This is a genomic window from Anaeromyxobacter sp. SG17, from assembly GCF_022690695.1.
GTDB classification, from domain to species: Bacteria; Myxococcota; Myxococcia; order Myxococcales; family Anaeromyxobacteraceae; genus Anaeromyxobacter; species Anaeromyxobacter soli.
The window spans coordinates 14,282-32,782 of sequence record NZ_JALCYX010000049.1 but is presented as its reverse complement, the minus strand read 5'-3'; the positions used below and the strand labels follow the sequence as shown (position 1 = coordinate 32,782).

General features: G+C 74.2%; 20 protein-coding genes. 5 read left to right on the top strand and 15 right to left on the bottom strand.

All coding sequences use genetic code 11. The annotated features are described in order from the left end of the window. The 12 genes from recO to MNY60_RS16475 form a co-directional block, all read right to left on the bottom strand. A partial coding sequence (gene recO / locus MNY60_RS16530; protein WP_242361153.1) for a DNA repair protein RecO occupies positions 1-381 on the bottom strand: 381 nt, incomplete at its 3' end. 57 nt (positions 382-438) lie between these two features. Then, positions 439-867, bottom strand: a complete 429-nt coding sequence (locus tag MNY60_RS16525) for a helix-turn-helix transcriptional regulator (protein WP_242339367.1) — start codon at positions 865-867, stop codon at positions 439-441. Between the two features lie 3 nt (positions 868-870). Continuing rightward, positions 871-1,623, bottom strand: a complete 753-nt coding sequence (locus tag MNY60_RS16520) for a tetratricopeptide repeat protein (RefSeq protein WP_242339369.1) — start codon at positions 1,621-1,623, stop codon at positions 871-873. Beyond that, positions 1,623-2,111: a hypothetical protein gene (locus tag MNY60_RS16515; protein ID WP_242339371.1), complete on the bottom strand. Its 489-nt coding sequence runs from the start codon at positions 2,109-2,111 to the stop codon at positions 1,623-1,625. The genes MNY60_RS16520 and MNY60_RS16515 overlap by 1 nt, the downstream gene beginning before the upstream one ends. A gap of 11 nt (positions 2,112-2,122) precedes the next feature. Continuing rightward, on the bottom strand, positions 2,123-2,752 hold the full coding sequence (locus tag MNY60_RS16510; RefSeq protein WP_242339373.1) for a hypothetical protein: 630 nt from the start codon (positions 2,750-2,752) through the stop codon (positions 2,123-2,125). 50 nt (positions 2,753-2,802) lie between these two features. After that, positions 2,803-3,435, bottom strand: coding sequence for a radical SAM protein (locus MNY60_RS16505; RefSeq protein ID WP_242339375.1), 633 nt, complete (start codon positions 3,433-3,435; stop codon positions 2,803-2,805). Positions 3,436-3,485: 50 nt separating this feature from the next. Continuing rightward, positions 3,486-4,184, bottom strand: a complete 699-nt coding sequence (locus tag MNY60_RS16500; protein ID WP_242339377.1) for a lytic transglycosylase domain-containing protein — start codon at positions 4,182-4,184, stop codon at positions 3,486-3,488. Next, complete coding sequence (locus MNY60_RS16495; protein ID WP_242355690.1) at positions 4,181-4,516, bottom strand: phasin family protein; 336 nt, start codon at positions 4,514-4,516, stop codon at positions 4,181-4,183. The genes MNY60_RS16500 and MNY60_RS16495 overlap by 4 nt, the downstream gene beginning before the upstream one ends. A gap of 2 nt (positions 4,517-4,518) precedes the next feature. Further along, a complete protein-coding gene (locus MNY60_RS16490; RefSeq protein ID WP_242339381.1) occupies positions 4,519-4,983 on the bottom strand; it encodes a hypothetical protein in 465 nt (154 codons plus the stop codon). A 193-nt stretch (positions 4,984-5,176) separates the two neighbouring features. Next, a complete protein-coding gene (locus MNY60_RS16485; RefSeq protein WP_242339383.1) occupies positions 5,177-6,268 on the bottom strand; it encodes a quinone-dependent dihydroorotate dehydrogenase in 1,092 nt (363 codons plus the stop codon). Between the two features lie 63 nt (positions 6,269-6,331). Continuing rightward, positions 6,332-6,808 carry a ribosomal protein S18-alanine N-acetyltransferase gene (gene rimI, locus MNY60_RS16480; RefSeq protein ID WP_242339385.1) on the bottom strand — a complete coding sequence of 159 codons (477 nt, stop codon included), beginning with the start codon at positions 6,806-6,808 and terminating at the stop codon, positions 6,332-6,334. A gap of 1 nt (position 6,809) precedes the next feature. Next, positions 6,810-7,463, bottom strand: a complete 654-nt coding sequence (locus MNY60_RS16475) for a hypothetical protein (protein WP_242361152.1) — start codon at positions 7,461-7,463, stop codon at positions 6,810-6,812. Between the two features lie 99 nt (positions 7,464-7,562). Here MNY60_RS16475 and MNY60_RS16470 point away from each other — a divergent pair, with 99 nt between their 5' ends. From MNY60_RS16470 to MNY60_RS16450, 5 genes are all read left to right on the top strand, one after another. Next, positions 7,563-8,531, top strand: a complete 969-nt coding sequence (locus tag MNY60_RS16470) for a DnaJ C-terminal domain-containing protein (RefSeq protein ID WP_242361151.1) — start codon at positions 7,563-7,565, stop codon at positions 8,529-8,531. A 22-nt stretch (positions 8,532-8,553) separates the two neighbouring features. Continuing rightward, positions 8,554-9,303, top strand: a complete 750-nt coding sequence (locus tag MNY60_RS16465) for a HEAT repeat domain-containing protein (RefSeq protein ID WP_242339392.1) — start codon at positions 8,554-8,556, stop codon at positions 9,301-9,303. Between the two features lie 28 nt (positions 9,304-9,331). Next, on the top strand, positions 9,332-11,911 hold the full coding sequence (locus MNY60_RS24360; RefSeq protein WP_242339393.1) for a 1-acyl-sn-glycerol-3-phosphate acyltransferase: 2,580 nt from the start codon (positions 9,332-9,334) through the stop codon (positions 11,909-11,911). Between the two features lie 148 nt (positions 11,912-12,059). Continuing rightward, positions 12,060-13,592, top strand: a complete 1,533-nt coding sequence (locus tag MNY60_RS16455) for an acetyl-CoA hydrolase/transferase family protein (protein ID WP_242339395.1) — start codon at positions 12,060-12,062, stop codon at positions 13,590-13,592. Between the two features lie 99 nt (positions 13,593-13,691). Further along, complete coding sequence (locus MNY60_RS16450) at positions 13,692-14,483, top strand: inositol monophosphatase family protein (RefSeq protein ID WP_242339397.1); 792 nt, start codon at positions 13,692-13,694, stop codon at positions 14,481-14,483. Here the strand turns inward: MNY60_RS16450 and MNY60_RS16445 are convergent. The 3 genes from MNY60_RS16445 to MNY60_RS16435 form a co-directional block, all read right to left on the bottom strand. Next, the gene (locus MNY60_RS16445; protein ID WP_242339399.1) at positions 14,383-15,069 is read right to left on the bottom strand and encodes a GNAT family N-acetyltransferase; all 687 of its coding nucleotides are present in this window, start codon (positions 15,067-15,069) and stop codon (positions 14,383-14,385) included. The genes MNY60_RS16450 and MNY60_RS16445 overlap by 101 nt on opposite strands. A 70-nt stretch (positions 15,070-15,139) precedes the next feature. Next, positions 15,140-16,639, bottom strand: a complete 1,500-nt coding sequence (locus tag MNY60_RS24355; protein WP_242339401.1) for an AAA family ATPase — start codon at positions 16,637-16,639, stop codon at positions 15,140-15,142. Then, complete coding sequence (locus MNY60_RS16435; RefSeq protein WP_242339403.1) at positions 16,636-18,471, bottom strand: GspE/PulE family protein; 1,836 nt, start codon at positions 18,469-18,471, stop codon at positions 16,636-16,638. The genes MNY60_RS24355 and MNY60_RS16435 overlap by 4 nt, the downstream gene beginning before the upstream one ends. Positions 18,472-18,501 lie beyond the last annotated feature (30 nt).

The window sequence follows — 18,501 nt, the reverse complement described above, 5'->3', positions numbered from 1 at the left end:
GTCGAGGGCGCCGAGGTACTCCAGGAGGAGGGCGAGGAGCTCGGCGTGCGGCTCGTGGTCCCGCACGAGCTCGCGCGCGAGCTCGGAGGCGTAGCCGGCGCAGGCGATGCGGGCGAGGTCGCCGCGGATCGCGCCGTGCGCGCGCAGGACCGCGACGGAGTCGAGCCCGAGCATGTCCGAGCCGGCCCGCTCCCGCGCCTCCGCGGCGACGAGCGTGAACGGCTCGAGCGCACCGCCGAACCTCCGGCGCGACGCGCGGGCCGCGCGCGCGAACGCGGACACCTTCCCCCGCTCGTGCGTGAGGAGCGTCACGATCCGGTCCGACTCGCCGTAGTCGACGGCGCGCAGGACGAGCGCGGTGAGCTTCAGCCGATCCGGCACGGAGGGACCGTAGCCCCTCACCGGGCTGGGCGCCAGGCCCGCCGGGCGCCGCGGCCGCTACCGCAGCAGGGCGATGGCCGCCGCGATCGCCGCGGCGAGCGCGACGGCGGCCGCCACCCAGGCGCCCGCGGGAACTCCCCGCGCGTCGCCGCGCGGGCCCGCCTCGGCGGAAGCGGCCGCCGCCTCCTCGTACCGGAGGACCACCTCGGTCGCGTCGAGGCCGGCCGCGATCGCGTAGCTGCGGAGGTAGCCGACCACGTACGCCCGCGGCGGCATGCGCGCCTCCTCGCCCGACTCGAGCGCCTCGACCACGCCGGGCGCGAGCTTCGTGGCGCGCGTGACCTCGTCGCGGGACAGGCCCCGCAGCTCGCGCTCCCGCGCGAGCCAGCGGCCGAACGCGGCGAGCCGCTCCTCGGCGGACGCGCCGGGGTCGTCGGTGGGGACGTCGGGAGGGGCGGCTCCGGTGGGGTCGACGGGATCGGTCACGGGCTACTCGCCGAGCAGGGTGAGGCTGCGGCGGCACTCCTCGCCGTCGGCGCTCGAGGGGGCGAGCTCGGCGCAGCGCTCGAACGCGGTGCGCGCGCCGGGGAGGTCGCCCGCGCGCATGCGGGCGAGGCCGAGCTGGAGGTGCGCGTCGGGGGTCTTCTCGCAGCTCCGCGCGTACGCGCCGAGCTCCTCGACGGCCTCGGTCATCTTGCCCTCCTCGAGGAAGATGCGCCCGAGGTCCCGGCGCCCCTTGCAGTAGGACGGCGCGAGCGAGAGGCACGCGCGGAGCTCGGCGTGCCCCTCCTCCCGGCGCCCCATCCGCCAGAGCGCCTGGCCCTTGTTGCAGCGCGCCACGTACGGCTCGCGGTAGGTCATGTCGCCGAGCGCGAGGTCGAACTCCCGCAGCGCCTCGTCGTAGCGGCCGGTGCGCGCGAGGAGCTGGCCGAGATCGTTGTGCGTCTCCGGGTACTCGGGCCGGAGCTCGAGCGCGCGGCGGTAGGCGCGCTCGGCCTCGTCGAGCCGGCCGAACCCGAAGTCGAGGACCAGCCCGCGGCCGCGGTGGGCCTCCGCAAAGCCGGGGTCGACCGCGAGCGCCGCGTCGTACTCGCGGAGCGCGTCGGGCGCCCGCCCGCCGCGGAACGCCTCCACCGCCAGGTCGTGGTGGATCTCGGCGGTGCGGCGCTGCTTGCCGCTCGGACGGTGAGCGCAGCCGAGCGCGGCCGCGGCGAGGAGGACGAGGGCGAGAGATCGGGTCATCAGAAGGACGCGAGCAGGCGGGCCACGCGGGCGGCGTCGGGCGCGGCGGAGGTCGCGCCGGGCGCCCCGGGCGAAGCGGAGGGCGCGGAGGCCGCGGGAGCGCGCGGCGGCGAGAACAGCGGGACGCGGCGGAGCACCTGCTCCTGCACGTCCGCGGCGAGGTTACGGAAGTTCAGGTTGTCGAGCATGAAGCCCATCGACTCGAGGAACTGCAGCCCCTCGAGCTCGATCTCGCGGTACTCGTCCGCGGTCGTGAGCTGCCGCCGCGAGGGGAGGTAGACGACGTTCTCGCCGGACTTCTGGAGGTGGAGCGCGACGTAGATCGAGAACGAGCCGTTCGGGTTGCGCAGCCCGCACAGGTGGGCGGAGACGGCCTGCGCCGCCTTGCCAGGGATCGACACCTGCGCCTGGTTGATGCTCTCCACCACCGCGACGATCTGCTCGCGCGTCGTCTGGACCCAGCTGAGGCTCGGCTCCGCAGTGAACACGTGGCCCCCTGTCAGCGCGCCACGAGGACGTGCTCCTCGGGTCGGTCCTCGAGGTCCGCCGCGCTGCGCGTCATCTCGAGGAGCGGGTTGTCGATCATCACGTGGTCGCCGCCGACGTTCCCCTCGCCGATGACCACCCTGAGCGCCACCTCGCGCGAGCCGGCGGGCTGGTCGCCCGGGCTCCGCCGCGTGGGCGCGAGCACGACGCGGTTCGCTCCGGGGCGCAGGTAGCGCGTGACCTCCATGACCACCTGCGGCTCGTTCGCCTTCACCTCCCGGATCCACTGAGCGTTGATGAAGATCGCGAGGTCGTACTGCGGGCCGGAGGGGGCCGGGTGCTCCGCCGCGAGGAAGTAGCGCCGGGTCACCCGCGCGGGCGCGCCGGCGGCGCCGGCCTCGGGGGCGGGGGGAGGCACGGCCGCGGCGGCCGGGGTCGTGGCCTCGCCGGCGACGCGCACCGTGTAGCCCTTCGCCTCGATGTGGACGTTCCCCTGCGCGTCGATGACGACCGTCGCGTTCTCGAAGCGCTGGCTCGTGACGCCGTCGATCGCGACGCCGTTCAGGGTGAGGGACGGCTCGGCGGCGGCAGGCGGCGCCGTCGCGAGCGCGGCCGCGGCGAGCGCGAGGGCGAAGGGACGCATCCGCAGACTTGTTAGCCCCGGCCCGCCGCCCAGGTCAAGAAAGCGCGCGCCTACACGCCGCGCGCGTCGGGACCCCAGATCACCTTGTGGATCTGGAGGGAGAGCCGGGCGTCGAGCCCGTCCTCGAGGATCCAGCGCGCGAGGTCCCGCGGCGCGACCTGGCCCCACGCCGGCGAGAACAGCAGCGCGGCCCGCCCCTCGAGCCGGTGCCGGCGCACGACCTCGACCGACCAGCGGTAGTCCGCCTCCGAGCAGACGACGAACTTCACCTCGTCGTGCGCGCGCAGCCGGTCGAGGTAGGCGAGGTCCCGCGCCTCCTCGCCCGAGCCGGGCGTCTTCACGTCCACGATGCGGATCGCCTCGGCCGGGAGCGCCTCGAGCGGCCGCTGCCCGTGCGTCTCCACGGCGACCTCGTACCCGCCCTCGAGGAGCGCGCGCGCGAGCTCGGGCAGCTCGCGCTGGAGCATCGGCTCGCCGCCGGTCAGGCACACGAAGCGCGTCGGGTAACGACCGAGCGCGGCGAGGATCTCCTGGCGCGTCATGTCGCGCCCGCCCTGGAACGCGTAGGTGGTGTCGCAGTAGCCGCAGCGCAGATCGCAGCCGGTGAAGCGGACGAACGCGCAGGGCCGCCCCGCTCGCGTCCCCTCCCCCTGGAGGCTGAAGAAGATCTCGTCGACCCGCATGGCGGGCCATCCTTAACCGTTCCGGGGCGGGAGGTCACGCCCGCGAGCGGCTACTCCGCGGCCACCGGGACGCGCGCCACGGCGAGCGGTGCGGCGGCGACGACGGCGGTCCCCCCGGCGCTGCGCCGCAGCTTCCGGTGCAGGGCCTGCACGCGGCGCGGGTAGGCGTGGAACCGCGCGGGGATCTCCCCCTCGCGCAGGTAGCCGAGGATCCGGTTCGGCCCGGCGTTGTAAGCCATGAGCGCGACCTCCTCGCGGCCGAACGCGTCGAGCAGCCGGCGGAGGTAGCGCACGCCCGCGACCACGTTGGCGGCCGGGTCGTGCAGGTCGAGGTGGAGGAGCCCGGCGCGCTGGAGCTCGCGGCGCATCGTGGGCTCGCGGAGCTGCATGAGCCCCCGGGCGCCCGCGCCGGAGAGCGCGCGCGGGTCGAACGACGACTCGACCTCGATGAGCGCGAGGACCAGCAGCGGGTCGATGCGGGCTGCCTGCGCCTCCGCCACGATGGTCCGGGCGAGCGCGCCGCGGCGGTCCGCGCCGAGGGACGGCATCTCGGCCCCGAGCTGCCGCTCGATCCGCCCGACCGCGGACCCGACGGCGTCGCAGCCCAAAAGGCACGCCGCCGGCCCCGGCTCGGCGGGCAGGAGCTGCCGCGGCCCCTCCGCGAGCTCGCCCGGGAACGCGACCGCGGCGGCCGCGAGGCCGACCGCGATCGCGGCTCCGACGAGCCCGTGGAGGCGCGGCGGGGTCACGGCGCGCTCTTCTCCTTCTCCTGGGCGAGCGCCTCCACCCGCGCGGCGATGGCCTCGAGCCGCTTCTCGAGCTGGTCGAGATCCTCGCGCGAGGGGACGCGGAACCGGCTCGTGGCGCGGCGAATCGCGTCGTCGAGGGTCCGCTCGACCTCCCGTCGCTGGGCGACGAGCCGCTCGCCGAACTCGCGCGCGTGGCGCCGGACGTCCTCGGGCGAGAAGCCCGCCACGTCGGCGACGCGCGCGAACACCTTCTCGGCCTCCTGCTCGGCGGCGTTGACGCCGGCGAGCGCGTGGGACCAGGCGTCCTTGAAGATCTCCTGCAGGTCCGGCATCCCTAAGTCCCCTCGGGCGACTTCGCCCGCCTGGCGCGGCGCGCGCCCTTCTTCTCGAAGCGCTTCGCGAGCTTCTCGAGCTCGCGCGAGAGCTCCTGGACCTCGTCGCGCGTCGCGACGCCGAGGAACTGCACCGCGCGCGACTGCAGGTCGAGCATCCGCTCCAGCGCCTCCGACCGGAACGACTCGGCCCGGTCGCGCCACTCGGCGGCGCGCTCGGCGCCCTGGTCGCGCAGCTTCTCGAGCCGCTGCCTCACCTCGGGCAGCGAGAAGTCCTGCCGCGACAGGCGGTGAACGATCTCCTCGATGTCCTTCCTTCCGGCGCGGCCCCGGACCACCAGGTCCTTGAGAACCCGCTGCGCCTCCTCCTCGATGAGCCCGATGCGCGCCTGCGCCGCGACGAGCGGCTCTCGCAGGAACTCCGGCACCTTCAGCTTCCCGTTGTCCGTCTTCTGAGCTTCGGTCATTGGTCGTCCTCCTGGGCGGTCGGTGGGTTCCAGGGAGCAGGCAAACCCCCGCGACAGCATCCAGGTAACGCGTCGCGTCAGCACACGTCAAACGACCCAGTCGGTGCTCCGGACCGATCGACCCTACATGTGTGGCCCCTCTCCTGCCAGGGGAAATTGCCCCTGGAGGGTCGGCACCACACCTAGGGATAGGTCAGACGCTCGCCCGCTCGCCCGGCCCGTGGTCGGCGCCGACGGCCTCCGCGACGGAGCGGAAGCCGTCTCGCGCGAGGAGCTTCGCGAGCCCGTCGTTCAGCCGGCGCACGAAGCCGGGCCCGCCGTAAACGAGGCCCGTGTAGACCTGCACGAGCGCCGCCCCCGCCCGGATCTTCGCGTACGCGTCCTCGGCGCTCATCACGCCGCCCGCGCCCACGATGGGGACCCGCCCCGCCGCGCGCGCATAGCAGCGCCGGACGACGGTCGTCGCGAGCGGCCCGAGCGGCGCCCCCGAGAGCCCGCCCGCCTCGGTGGCGCGCGGGTGGCGCTCGACGCCCGCGCGGGAGAGGGTCGTGTTCGTCGCCACGATCCCGGACACGCCCGCCTCGATGGCCACGTCCACCGCCTCGTCGAGCGCGGTGGGCGAGAGGTCCGGCGCGAGCTTCACGAGGAGCGGCTTCCCGGGCGCGAGCTCGCGCAGGCGCCCCACGCACGCGCGCAGCAGCGCGTCGAGCTGCTCGCGCTCCTGGAGCTGGCGGAGGCCGGGCGTGTTCGGAGACGAGATGTTGACGACGAGGTAGTCGGCGTGGGCGTGGAGCCGCTCGATGCAGGCGAGGTAGTCCGCCGCGGCGTCCTCGTTCGGCGTCGTCTTGTTCTTGCCGACGTTCACGCCGACCGGCCCCATCCGCGCGACGGGGGGCACGCGGGCGAGCCGCCGCGCACACTCCTCGGCGCCGGCGTTGTTGAACCCCATGCGGTTGATGAGGGCGCGGTGCTCGACGAGGCGGAACAGGCGCGGCGGCTCGTTCCCCGGCTGCGGGCGCGGGGTGATGGTGCCGATCTCGACGTGCGAGAAGCCGAGCGCGAAGAGCCCCGCGATCGACGCGTCGCCCTTGTCGAAGCCGGCGGCGAGGCCGATCGGGCCGTCGAACTCGAGGCCGAGGCAGGAGACGTGCAGCTCGGGGGGAACCTTCGGCCGGCGGAGGCGCGCGAGCCCGGGCGTCACCCGGTGAAGCGCGGCGTGCGCGAGCCGGTGGGCTTGCTCAGGATCGAGGTGGAACAGGGTCCAGCGCAGGGCGGGCCAGATCATCCGGGGGGCGAGAGATACTCGATGGCGGGAGAGGATGCGAGCGCCTTCCCACGCCGTGGCGCGTCAGAGGTCGAGGATCATCACGATCGCGTCCTCGCCCTCCTCCTGGTAGTAGTTCGGCCGCACCCCCACCTGCCGATAGCCGAGGGAACGGTAGAGCTCCAGCGCCGCCGCGTTCGAGCGGCGAACCTCCAGCGTCGCGACGGTGGCGCCCCGCGCCTTCCCCGCGCCGTGCGCCTCGAGCATGAGGGCCCGGCCGACGCCGCGCCGCCGCGCCTCGAGCGCCGTCGCGATGTTCAGGACGTGGATCTCGTCGTGGACGAGCCAGAACACGATGTAGCCGAGCACCCGCTCCGCGCCCGCGTCGCGGTCCACCGCGAGCACGATGTGCGACCACGCATGGTCGAGCTCGCGCGCGAGCAGCTCGCGCGACCACGGGTTGCGGAACCCGGCCCGCTCGATGTCGACCACGCGATCGAGATCCTCCGGCTGCATCCGCCGGAACTCGAGCCACCCCTGCGAATCGACGGGACGCCGCACGCTACCCGTCCTTCCGCTCGACGTGGAGGATCCTCACGTCCGCCCGCGCGCGGAGCTCCGCCACGAGCTCGCGCACCTGCCCCCGCGCCCGCTCCTCCTCGAGCTGCGCGCGCGCCGCGTCGCGCGCCGGCCCCGCCGCGCCGGCCGCGCCGTGCTCCGCGAGCCAGCGGTCCACCTCCTCGTCGCCCACCCGCGCTGCGCGGCCCACCCGGCTCTGGACGTAGCGCTCGACCCTCACCATGCGCGCCAGCGTGACGGAGAGCTCCTCCTCCGTCAGCTCCGACTCCGCCAGGAACCGCGCGTACGCCTCGGCCGGGCCCACCTGCGCGCGGAACCGGGAGAGCGCGGCCGCCACCGCCTCGCGCTCCACCCCGTCGAGCCCGAGCCGCGCCGCCTCGTCCGCGAGGAGCATCTGATCGAGGAGCCAGTCGAGCGCCGCCCGGAGGGCCTCCGCGTCGAGGGGACGGGTGGCGGCCGCCGCGGCGCCGCGCGAGACGAGCGCGAGGCGCGCCTCCTCGGCGAGCTTCGTCAGCGTCACGACCCGCGGCGGGGCACCGGCCGGGTTCCGCACGACGGCGACGATCTCCTCCACGACGCGGGGGGCGGCCGCCGGAGGGGCGGCGGCGAGGAGCGTCGCGGCGACGAGCGAGAGCATGTGCCCCATTGTAGTGCGAGGGGCCGGGGCGGCGCGACGCCGCGGCGCTCCGGAGCGGCCGTGCATTGACGCCCCCTCCGGACGCGTTACGTTCCCGGCGTGCCACAGCGCGACCTCTACGAGATCCTGGGCGTCCCGAGGGGCGCGAGCGCCGAGGAGATCAAGAAGGCGTACCGGAAGCTCGCGAAGAAGTACCACCCCGACGTGAACCCCGGGAACAAGGATGCGGAGGAGAAGTTCAAGGAGGTGACCGCGGCCTCCGAGGTGCTCTCCGATCCCAAGCGGCGCAAGCTCTACGACGAGTTCGGCGCCGACGCGCTGCGCACCGGCTTCGATGAGAAGCGGGCCGCGGAGTACCGGCGCTGGAAGCGCGAGGGGGCGCCGCCCGGTGGGATGCCGTTCGACTTCGGCGACTTCAGCACCGTGAACGTCGGCGACTACGGGGCGTTCGACTTCGGCTCCATCTTCGGAGACCTCTTCGGCGGCGCGGGCGGGCCCCGCGCGCACGGCCGGGTCCGCCGCGGCCCGATCCCCTCCTCCGGCGCGAGCGCCGAGGCCGAGATCGAGATCCCGCTGCGAGACGCGGTGCTCGGCGCGGAGCGGGACCTGCGCCTCGACGGGCGGACGCTCCGGGTGAAGATCCCGGCCGGCGTGACCGACGGGTCGCAGATCCGGCTCGCGGGCCAGGGCGGCCCCGGCGCCCACGGAGGCCCGGCCGGGGACCTCTACCTCAAGGTGAAGCTCCAGGACCACCCGCACGTCCGGCGCGAGGGGAAGGACCTCTCCATCGACCTCCCCGTCACGGTCCCCGAGGCGGTGCGCGGCGCAGAGGTGACGCTCCCGACCTTCGAGGGCCCGGTCCGCCTCCGCGTCCCTCCCGGCGCGCAGACGGGGACGCGGCTGCGGCTGCGCGGCAAGGGGCTCCCCGACCTGCGCCACGGCTCGCGCGGCGACCTGTACGCGGTGGTCCAGGTGGTCCTCCCCCGGGCCTCGGACGCGCTCCGGAAGGCGGTCGAGCCGCTCGAAGCCCTGTACGAGGAGGATCCGCGGGCGGGGATCTCGTTGTAGAACCTCGCCCCACGGAGGATGGATGGGACTCTTCGATCTGTTCGGCTCGAAGGAGGAACGGGAGCGCGGCGCGCTGAAGAAGCTCGCGAAGCGCGTGACGGAGCGCTACGGGCCGCCCGAGAACCGGCAGAAGGCGATCCAGCAGCTCGGCGACATGGGCACGCCCGGCGCGCTCTCGACGCTGTGCCTGCGCTTCACGGTGAGGGCCGAGCCGGGCATCACCGACGACGAGGAGAAGGAGACCGCGCACCGGATCCTCGCCGACGCGAAGGAGGCCGCGGTCGGTCCGCTCGAGGCGTTCGTGCGCGAGCAGGAGAGCGGCATCGCCTGGGGCCTGCGGGCGCTCGCGGACATCGTGCCTCCGGACCGGCTCGTCGAGGTCGTGGTGCGCGAGCTCGCCCGGCTCGGGCGCGAGTACACCCGCGACCCGGAGAAGAAGCTCGTCCTCCTCACCTGGCTCGTCGAGCACCACCCCGGCGCGACGGGCGCGGAGATCGAGGGCGCGCTCCTGCCGCTGCTCGAGGACTTCTCGGACGACGTGCGCATCGGCGCGGCGCGCGCCATCGCCCGCCTCGCGCCGGGCGAGGCGAGCCGCGACGCGCTCATCCAGCTCCTCCTCCGGGATCGCGACAACGCCCGCGTGCGCGGAGAGGTGCTCGAGGCGCTCGCGCACCTCGGCGCGGACGTGAAGGGGCACCGACCGAGCGTGGAGGCCCTGCTCGTCGAGCCGTTCTTCCTCGACCGCGAAGGACGCGTGAAGAAGCGCGGCTGAGCCGCCCCGCCCGGGTTACACTCGCTCCGTGGACGTACAGGAGTCACCTCCGAACGGGCGGCCCTCCGGCGCCGCGCCCGCCAGTCCTGCGCCGCCCGCTCCCGAGCCCCCCCGCACGTTCCTCTCGCGCTGGTTCGAGCCGGTGCGCGTCTCGCGCGACGCCGGGGCCGAGCTGCAGGCCCTCGCGGCCCGGGGCAGCCTCGTCTTCGTGATGCGGTCGCCGGGGCTGCTCAACTTCCTCTACCTGCGCTGGTTCCTGCGGCGGCTCGGGCTGCCGACGCTCCGCGCGGCGCAGGGCTTCCCGGGCTTCTTCGGCTGGATCGCGCGCGTGCGCCGCAGCCGGCGCGCGTTCGAGGACGCGCTCGCGACGGGCGACGCGAGCCTGCTGTTCCTCGGCCGGCCCACCGAGAAGGATCCCTTCGCCGCGCTGGTGCGCATCCAGCGCGACCTCTTCCAGCCGGTGTTCCTCGTCCCCGTCCTGCTCGTCTGGAGCCGCCGGGCGCAGAAGCTGAAGCCGTCATTCTGGGACCTCCTGTACGGCTCGCCGGAGGCACCGAGCGCGTTCGCGAACGCGGTCGGCTTCCTGCGGAACTTCCGGCGCGCGCTCTTCGACGTGGGCCGGCCGCTCGACCTGCAGGCCCACCTGCGCGAGCGCCCCGACGAGCCGGACGCGATCGTGGCCCGCAAGATCCGCGGCGCCCTCCACCAGCACCTCGCGCGCGTGTTCCGCACCGTGGTGGGGCCGCCGCTCAAGGCGCCCTCCCGCGTGCGCGAGAAGGTGCTGCGGGATCGCACGCTGCGCGCCACCATCGAGGCGGTGGCGGCCGAGACCGGCCGTCCGTCGACCGCGCTCGTGGCGGAGGCGGAGAAGGACCTGAAGGAGATCGCGAGCCGCTACGACCCGACGTTCGTCGGCTTCCTGCGCGGGCTCCTCGCCTGGATGTTCGGCCGGCTCTACCGCAGCGTCGAGGTGGACGAGGCGGGGCTCGCGCGCCTGAAGCGCGCCGCGGCCGAGGCGCCCGTGGTGCTGTGCCCGAGCCACAAGAGCCACGTGGACTACCTCGTCGTCTCCTGGCTCCTGTACGAGCACGGCATGACGCCGCCGCACGTCGCGGCCGGCATCAACCTCTCCTTCTGGCCGTTCGGCCCGATCGCGCGGCGCGGCGGCGCGTTCTTCATCCGCCGCAAGGTGAAGGGCGATCGCATCTACACCGCGGTCCTGCGCGCCTACGTGAAGCACCTCCTGCGCGACCGGTTCCCGCAGGAGTTCTACGTCGAGGGCGGCCGGAGCCGGACCGGGAAGCTCCTCCCCCCGAAGAGCGGCCTGGTCTCGATGGAGGTCGACGCCTGGCTCGACGGCGCGGCCGACGACATCCTCTTCGTCCCGATCGCGATCGACTACGAGAAGCTCATCGAGGCCTCGAGCTACGTGCGCGAGCTCTCCGGGGCGGAGAAGCAGAAGGAGAGCCTCCGCGGGCTCCTGGGCGCGGCGACCGTGCTCTTCCGCCGGTACGAGCGGCTGTACGTGCAGTTCGAGGAGCCGATCTCGCTGCGCGAGGTCGCGTCGGAGCGGCTCGGCCAAAGCGCCGCCACGCTCGCGGTGGACGACGCCTGGGGCGGCGAGGGGGAGCGGGTCGCGCGCGGCGCCCCCGGCGAGGGGAAGCGCGCCCTCGTCCAGGCGCTCACGAACCGCGTCGCCTACGGGATCAGCCGGGCGGTCACGATCACGCCGGTGGGCCTCGTGGCCGCGACGCTCCTGTCGCACGGGCGGCGCGGCATGACCGCGGCGGAGTTCGCGCGCCGCATCGAGCTCCTCCGCTACATGGCGGCCGAGGGGGGCGCGCGCTTCGGGCGCGACCTGGCGGGGGCGCCGTCGGATCCGCGCCAGCCGGGCGCGATCGCCGACGCGGTGCGGCGGCTCGCGCTCGGCGGGACGGTGCGCATCGAGGTGGCGGCCGGCGACACCATCTACCTCGTCCCCGACGAGAAGCGTCCGGTGCTCGACTACCACCGCAACGCGGTCATCCACCGCTTCGTGGCGCCCGCGGTGGTCGCCGCCGCCCTCCGGGCCGAGGGCGGGGAGGCCCCGCTCCTCGTCCTGCGCCAGCGCGCCCTGTGGCTGTCGCGCCTCTTCAAGCTCGAGTTCATGTACCAGGTCGGCTCGGCGCCGGAGGAGATCCTCCAGCAGAACCTCGCCTTCCTCGCCCGCGTCGGGGCCGTGACGCGGGACGGCGACCGGGTGCGGCCGGGATCCGAGCCGGAGCTCCTCGCGTTCCTCGCGGAGCTCCTGCGGGCCTACCTGGAGGCCTATCGCCTGGCGGCGGCGACGGCGCTCTCCGTCCTCTCCCCGGCAGCCGGCGCGCCAGCCGCCGCGCCGGACCGGCGCGCGCTGGTGCGCGAGGCGCTCGAGCGGGGTCGCGCGGCCTTTCTTTCCGGGGAGATCCAGCTCCGCGAATCCCTGTCGAAGGCCACGCTCGAGAACGCGATCGAGTGGCTCGCGACGCAGGGCGTCATCGCCGAGGAGGCGGGAAAGCTTCGCCTCGCCGACGCGGACGGCGCGTCGCTGCGGGCGATCGTGGACGGGATAACTCGGCATACTGCCGCGTGATTTGGGCCGGGGTCTCTTCCCAGCCTACATCGAGCGCGGTAACCTTCGCCTCCACCCGCGCAGCTAAATCCGCGCAGCTCTGCCGCAGCACCCGGAGTCGTACCGAGCCTCGTCCTGCGTGACGGACGATACCCAGGAGGCTGATCGAATGTCGGACCGCATCCAGCACAAGGGCCTGAAGGCGAAGGTGATGTCCGCCGAGGCCGCCGCCGCGTTGATCCCCAGCGGCGCAGTCCTAGGCGCCAGCGGCTTCACCGGCGCCGGCTACCCGAAGGCCGTCCCGATCGCGCTCGCGAAGCGCGCCGTCGACGAGCGCCTCAAGGGCAAGCCGTTCAAGGTGAGCCTGCTCACGGGTGCCTCCACGGGCCCCGAGCTCGACCAGGTGATGGGCCTGACGGAGGCGGTCAGCTTCCGCTTCCCGTACAACGGCGACGCCGTCATGCGCGAGAAGTTCAACGCGGGCGTCATCGAGTACCAGGACATGCACCTCAGCCACGCCGGGTCGCTCGTCCGGTACGGCTACTACGGTCGTCCGGACAACAAGATCGACTTCGCCCTCGTCGAGGTCACCAAGATCCGCGAGGACGGCTCGGTCATCTTCTCGTCGTCGGTCGGCGCGAACACCGCGTACCTCGAGACGGCGGAGAAGATCATCCTCGAGGTGAGCGAGTGGCAGGACGAGCGGCTCGAGGGGATGCACGACGTCCTCTCCGTCCCCGGCAAGCACGGTGATCGCATTCCGATCCCTGTCCTCAAGGCGGACGACCGCGTCGGCACCCCGCACTACAACCTCGACGTCTCGAAGGTCGTCGCGGTGGTGATGTCGAGCTACCCGGACCGCAACGCGCCGTTCAAGGCGCCCGAGGCCGACCACAAGCGCATCGCCCAGCACATCCTCGACTTCCTCGACGGCGAGGTGAAGGGCGGCCGGCTCCCGAAGAGCCTCACGCCGCTGCAGTCGGGCGTCGGCAACATCGCGAACGCCGTTCTCGTCGGCCTCAACGAGGGCCACTTCGAGAACATGACGAGCTACACCGAGGTCATCCAGGACGGCATGCTCGACCTGCTCGACTCCGGCAAGCTCCGCATCGCCTCGGCGACGGCGTTCTCGGTCTCCCCGGCCGGCCAGGAGCGCTTCAACAAGAACATCGAGCGCTACCGCAAGCAGATCATCCTGCGCCCGCAGGACGTGTCCAACCACCCCGAGGTCATCCGCCGCCTCGGCTGCATCGCGATGAACGGGTTCGTCGAGGCCGACATCTACGGCCACGTGAACTCGACGCACATCGTGGGCAAGGGCATCGAGAACGGCATCGGCGGCTCGGCCGACTTCGCCCGCAACTCGGCGTACACCATCTTCATGTCTCCGTCGGTGGCCAAGGGCGGGAAGATCTCCGCCATCGTGCCCTTCGCGTCGCACATCGATCACACCGAGCACGACGTGAGCGGCATCGTGACCGAGTACGGCTTCGCCGACCTGCGCGGGAAGAGCCCGAAGCAGAAGGCGAAGGAGATCATCGAGAAGTGCGCCCACCCGGAGTTCCGCCCGATCCTGTGGGACTACTACAACCGGTCGATGAAGAACCCGAGCGCCGGCCTGCACTCGCCGCACATGCTGGACGAGGCGTTCTCGTTCCACACCCGGTACCTCAAGACCGGGGACATGCGCCCGAAGAAGTAGTCGCGCGCCCCACCCCCGTCGTGCCGACGAGCGGCGGTCCCCCGGGACCGCCGCTCTTTTTTATCGGTCCGCGCCCCCGCCCCCGCCTAATCTCCCGCCATGCCCGAGCTCGATCTCGACCTTGCGATGACGACCGCGCGGCGCGCGGTGGAGGCGGCCACGGAGGCGAGCCTCGCCCACTTCCGGCGCGGCGTGCGCGTGGAGGTGAAGCCCGATCGCACCCCCGTCACCGCCGCCGATCGCGAGTCCGAGGCCGCGATCCTCGCCGTCGTCCGCGCGGCGTTCCCGGACCACGCCTTCCTCGGCGAGGAGACCGGAGCGCACGCGGGCGCCGCGGGCACCCGCTGGATCGTGGATCCGATCGACGGGACCAAGGGCTTCACCCGCGGGCGGGGCTTCTGGGGCCCGCTCGTGGCGCTCGAGCACGAGGGCGCGGTCGTGGCCGGCGCCATGGCCCTGCCCGCGCTCGGGGAGACCTACTGGGCCGCCCGCGGGAAGGGCGCCTGGCTGCGGGCCGGCGACGGCGCGCCGCTGCGCCTCCAGGTGTCGAAGATCGGGGCGTGGGAGGACTCCACGCTCTCGCTCGGCGAGCCGCACGTGCTGTTCCGCCCGCCGATGCTGGAGCGGGTCGCCGCGCTCGCGACGAGCGCGCAGTGCGCCCGCTGCTACGGCGATCTGGCCGGCGCCGCCCTGGTGCTGCAGGGGAAGGCCGAGGCCTGGATCGAGGCGGGCGTGCAGATCTGGGATCTCGGGCCGTTGCCGGTGCTCGCCGAGGAGGCAGGCGGCAGGTTCACCGACCTCGACGGGCACCCGACGGTCGCGTCGGGGAGCTGCGTCCTGTCGAACGGGCTCGTGCACGATCACGTGCTGCGGGCGCTCGGCGGGCGCTGAGCTCGAGCCGCACGACCGGGCGCGTCGGGCTGCGGCGCGCGACCTCCTCGAACCCGAGCGCCTCGAACGTGGAGGCCGCCCCGGTGTAGAGGAACGCGTCGCCGAGCCGCGCGCTCGAGTCCACCGGGTACGCCTCGATCGCCGGCGCGCCGTGCGCGCGGGCATGGGCCGCCGCCGCCTCGACGAGCGCGCGGGTCACGCCGCGGCGCCGGTGAGAGCGCGCCACGAAGAAGCAGGTGATCGACCAGACCGGCCGCGCGTCCACCGGCGCGAGGTTCCGCGAGCGCGCCAGCCGCGGGTAGGCCGCGCGAGGCTCCACTGCGACCCACCCGACGGGGACGGCGCCGTCGTAGGCGAGCAGCCCGGCGACGTGCCCGGCCGCGACGTACGCCGCGAGCGCGCGCCGGTTCCCCTCCCCCTTCCCGGCCTCGAACTCTGCGCGCGGCACGCGCCACCACATGCACCAGCAGCCGGCGCACGCACCGCGCGGCCCGAAGAGCCGCTCGAGGTCCGCGAAGCGCGCCGGCGTGGCCGGATGGATCTCGAGCTTCGCGGCGGGGGGCCTCGGGGCGCGAGCGGGGGGCATCCCGGCTCCCTAGCGAGCCGGGCGCTCGCGCGCCCGGGATCCGTGAGCGACCGCGGGTGACGCCGGAGGGCTACTGGGCGCGGCGGAACAGATCCACGACCGCGCCCGCGCGACCCGCCACGCGCGCCCGCCCGCGGGCCCACTCGCGCAGGCTCTTGATCTGGTCCTCGTACGTGCGGAAGAGCGGCACCAGGTCCTGCGCGACGCGCCGCAGGTCGCCCGTCTCCACGTCGCGGCCCAGCGCGTAGGCGCGGTGGAGCGCCCCCACGACGACCTGCTCGAGCTCGGCGCCCGAGTACTCCACGCAGAGCTCGGCGACGGCGCCGACGTCGATCTGCTCGGCGTCGCGGCCCCGGCGGCGGAGGTGCAGGCCGAGGATCTCCCGGCGCGCCTCGGGGTCGGGGAGATCCACGAAGAACAGCTCGTCGAACCGGCCTCGCCGGAGGAGCTCGGGCGGAAGCCGCGACACGTCGTTCGCGGTCGCCACCACGAACACGGGCCCGCGGCGCTCCTGGAGCCAGGTGGAGAACGCGCCGAGGAGCCGCGCGGCGCGGGGCTCGCCGCCGTCCCCCGGGGCGCTGCCCGCGAAGCCCTTCTCGATCTCGTCGACCCACAGGGCCACGGGCGCCAGCGCCTCGGCGGCCTCCAGGGCGGCGGAGAGCCGCTCCTCGGCGGCGCTCGCCCCGAGGACGCGCGGCAGGTCGAGCCGGAGGATCGGCACGCCCAGCCGCGCCGCGGCCGCCTTCGCGGCGAGCGACTTCCCGCAGCCCTGCACGCCCACGAGCAGCACGCCGCGCGGGGGCGGCAGGCCGAAGCGGGACGCGTCCGGGTCGAACGCGAGCGCGCGCTCCTCCATCCAGGCCTTGAACCCGGCGAGCCCGCCCAGGTCCGACGGACCCTCCGCGCTCTCGACGAGCTCGAGGCCCAGGTCGCGCGCGAGGAGCCGCTTCTTCTCCGCGGCGATGATCGCCTGCCCGGCGGCGCCGAGGGTCGGGTCGCGCCGGAGCGCGCGGGTGAAGGCGCGGCGCGCCTGCCCCTCGGACAGCCCGCGGGCCGCGACGAGCGCGCGGTGGCGGACCTCCGGCGCGAGCGCCGCCGCCGGGGCCGGGTGCGCGAGGCCCACCTGCACGGCCTCGAGCAGGGCGGCGAGCTCGCCGTCGTCCGGGAGCGGCAGCCGGAGCACCGCGACGTCGGCGGCGAGACCGTCCGGGACGGCGAGCCGCGGCGCGACGATGGCGAGGCAGCGCCCCTCCGCGGCGAGCCGCGGGAGGAGATCGCGGACCCGGCGAACCGTCAGCGGATCGCGCAGGGCCTCGTGGAAGTCGAGCGCGACCACGATGAGCGGCGCCGGCGCCCGGGCGAGGGCCTCGAGCAGCGCGGCGGGCTCCTTGGCGGCGGGCGCGAGCCCCTCGAGGCCGCGCGGGGCAGACCAGACGGCGGCCCGCGCGCCGAACCCCGCCGCGGCGGCCTCGCACACCGCCACGGCCCGCTCCTCCTCGGCCGTCACGATGTAGAGGAGCGGCGTCCCCGCCGACCAGAGCTCCGCGATCTCCTGGGCGATGGCGCTCACGCGCTGGCCTCCACGTCGGCGGTGGCGCGGAACGCCTCCTCGAACGAGGTCGCCCCCGCCGCGATCTTCCGGACCGCGTGCCCGCGCAGGGACTCGAGCCCGTCCTGCCGCGCGGTCCGCGCCAGCACCTCGGGCGTCGCGCCCTCCGCGATGAGGTGGCGCAGCCGCGCGTTCACCGGCAGCACCTCGAAGATGCCGGTCCGGCCGTAGTACCCGGTGTGCCGGCACTTCGGGCAGCCCTGCCCGCGGCGCGCGAGGAGCTGGCCCGCGTGGTCCTCCGGGTGAGGCACGCCGAGCGCGTGGATCTCGTCCGCGGTGAGCGGCACGTCGCTCGCGCAGGAGGGGCAGACCTGCCGGACGAGCCGCTGCGCCACGATGCCCGTGAGCGTCGCGGCGACGAGGAAGCTCGGCACGCCGAGGTCGCGCAGGCGCGCGATGGCGCTCACGCTGTCGTTCGTGTGGAGCGTCGTGAGGACCATGTGCCCCGTGAGCGCGGCCTGGACGGCCTGCGTGGCGGTCTCGCCGTCGCGGATCTCACCCACCATGATGACGTCGGGGTCCTGGCGCAGCACGTGGCGCAGCGCCTCGGCGAAGCCGGTGCCGGTCTTCGCGTTCGCCGCGATCTGGTTGAACTCCTCGTGCACCATCTCGATGGGATCCTCGATGGTGACGACGTTCACCTCGGGCGAGGCGAGCGCCTGGAGCGCGGAGTACAGGGTGGTCGTCTTCCCGCTGCCGGTCGGCCCGGTCACCACCACGAGCCCGTGAGGCCGCACGAGCCACCGCTCGAGCTGGTCGCGCTCGCCGGGCAGGAACCCGAGCTCGGAGAGATCGCGCACGAGCACGTTGGGGTCGAGCACGCGGATCACGACCTTGTCGCCGAAGGTCGTCGGGATGGTGGAGACGCGCAGCTCCATCTCGGCGTCGCCGCGCGCCGTGCGGATGCGCCCGTCCTGCGGCCGCTTCAGCGAGATGTCGAGCCGGCTCATGATCTTGAACCGGTTCGCGATGGCCCCGTGGACCGCCTTCGGGATGCGGTGGATCGGGTGCAGGATCCCGTCGATGCGCATCCGGATGACGGACTCCTCGCGCCGCGGCTCGAGGTGGATGTCGCTCGCCCGCTGCTCGAACGCGTAGTGGAGCAGGTACTCGACGGCCGCGATCACCGGCTCCGAGGACGCCTCGAGCGCCTCGATCCCCGAGAGGTTCACGAACTGCTCGAGGTTCGCGACGTCCGGCCCCGACGGCCCCTGCTCGAGCTGGGTGTGCGCCTCCGAGATCTGCTGGCGGAAGCCGTAGACCTCGGCGATGGCGCGGTGGATGTCGGAGGGCGACGAGAGCACCGGGTCGATCTCGGCCCCGGTCAGGCCGCGCAGGTTCTCGAACAGCTCGCGGTCGAACGGGTTCGCCGCCGCCACGACGAGCGCCCCGTTGCGGCGCTCGATCGGCAGCACCGCGTGCCTGCGCGCGAACGGGCGCGACAGGGTGCGGGTGATGAGCTGGGCGTCCAGCTTCAGCGGGTCGATCTTGCGGTAAGGGATCCCCACCGCCTGCGCGATGGCCTGGGTGGCCTTGTCCTCGTCGACGAGCTCCGAGTCGCGCCGGGCGTCGGGGAACTCGAACGAGGCCAGCACCTCCACGGGCGAGAGCTCCGCCCGGCGCAGCCCGCGGCCACCCGCGCGCGAGGCGTGATCGCGGAGCAGGCGGGCGCGCTGCACGTTCTCGCGCGCGAAGGCGGTGCGCTTGGCGTCGTCGGTGAGGATCCCCTCGCGGGCGAGGAGATCGGCCACGAACTCGAGGGTGTAGTCGGTCGCGCGGTAGGTCCTGGCCATCGGCGCGCGCGAGTGTACCGCGGGGTCCCC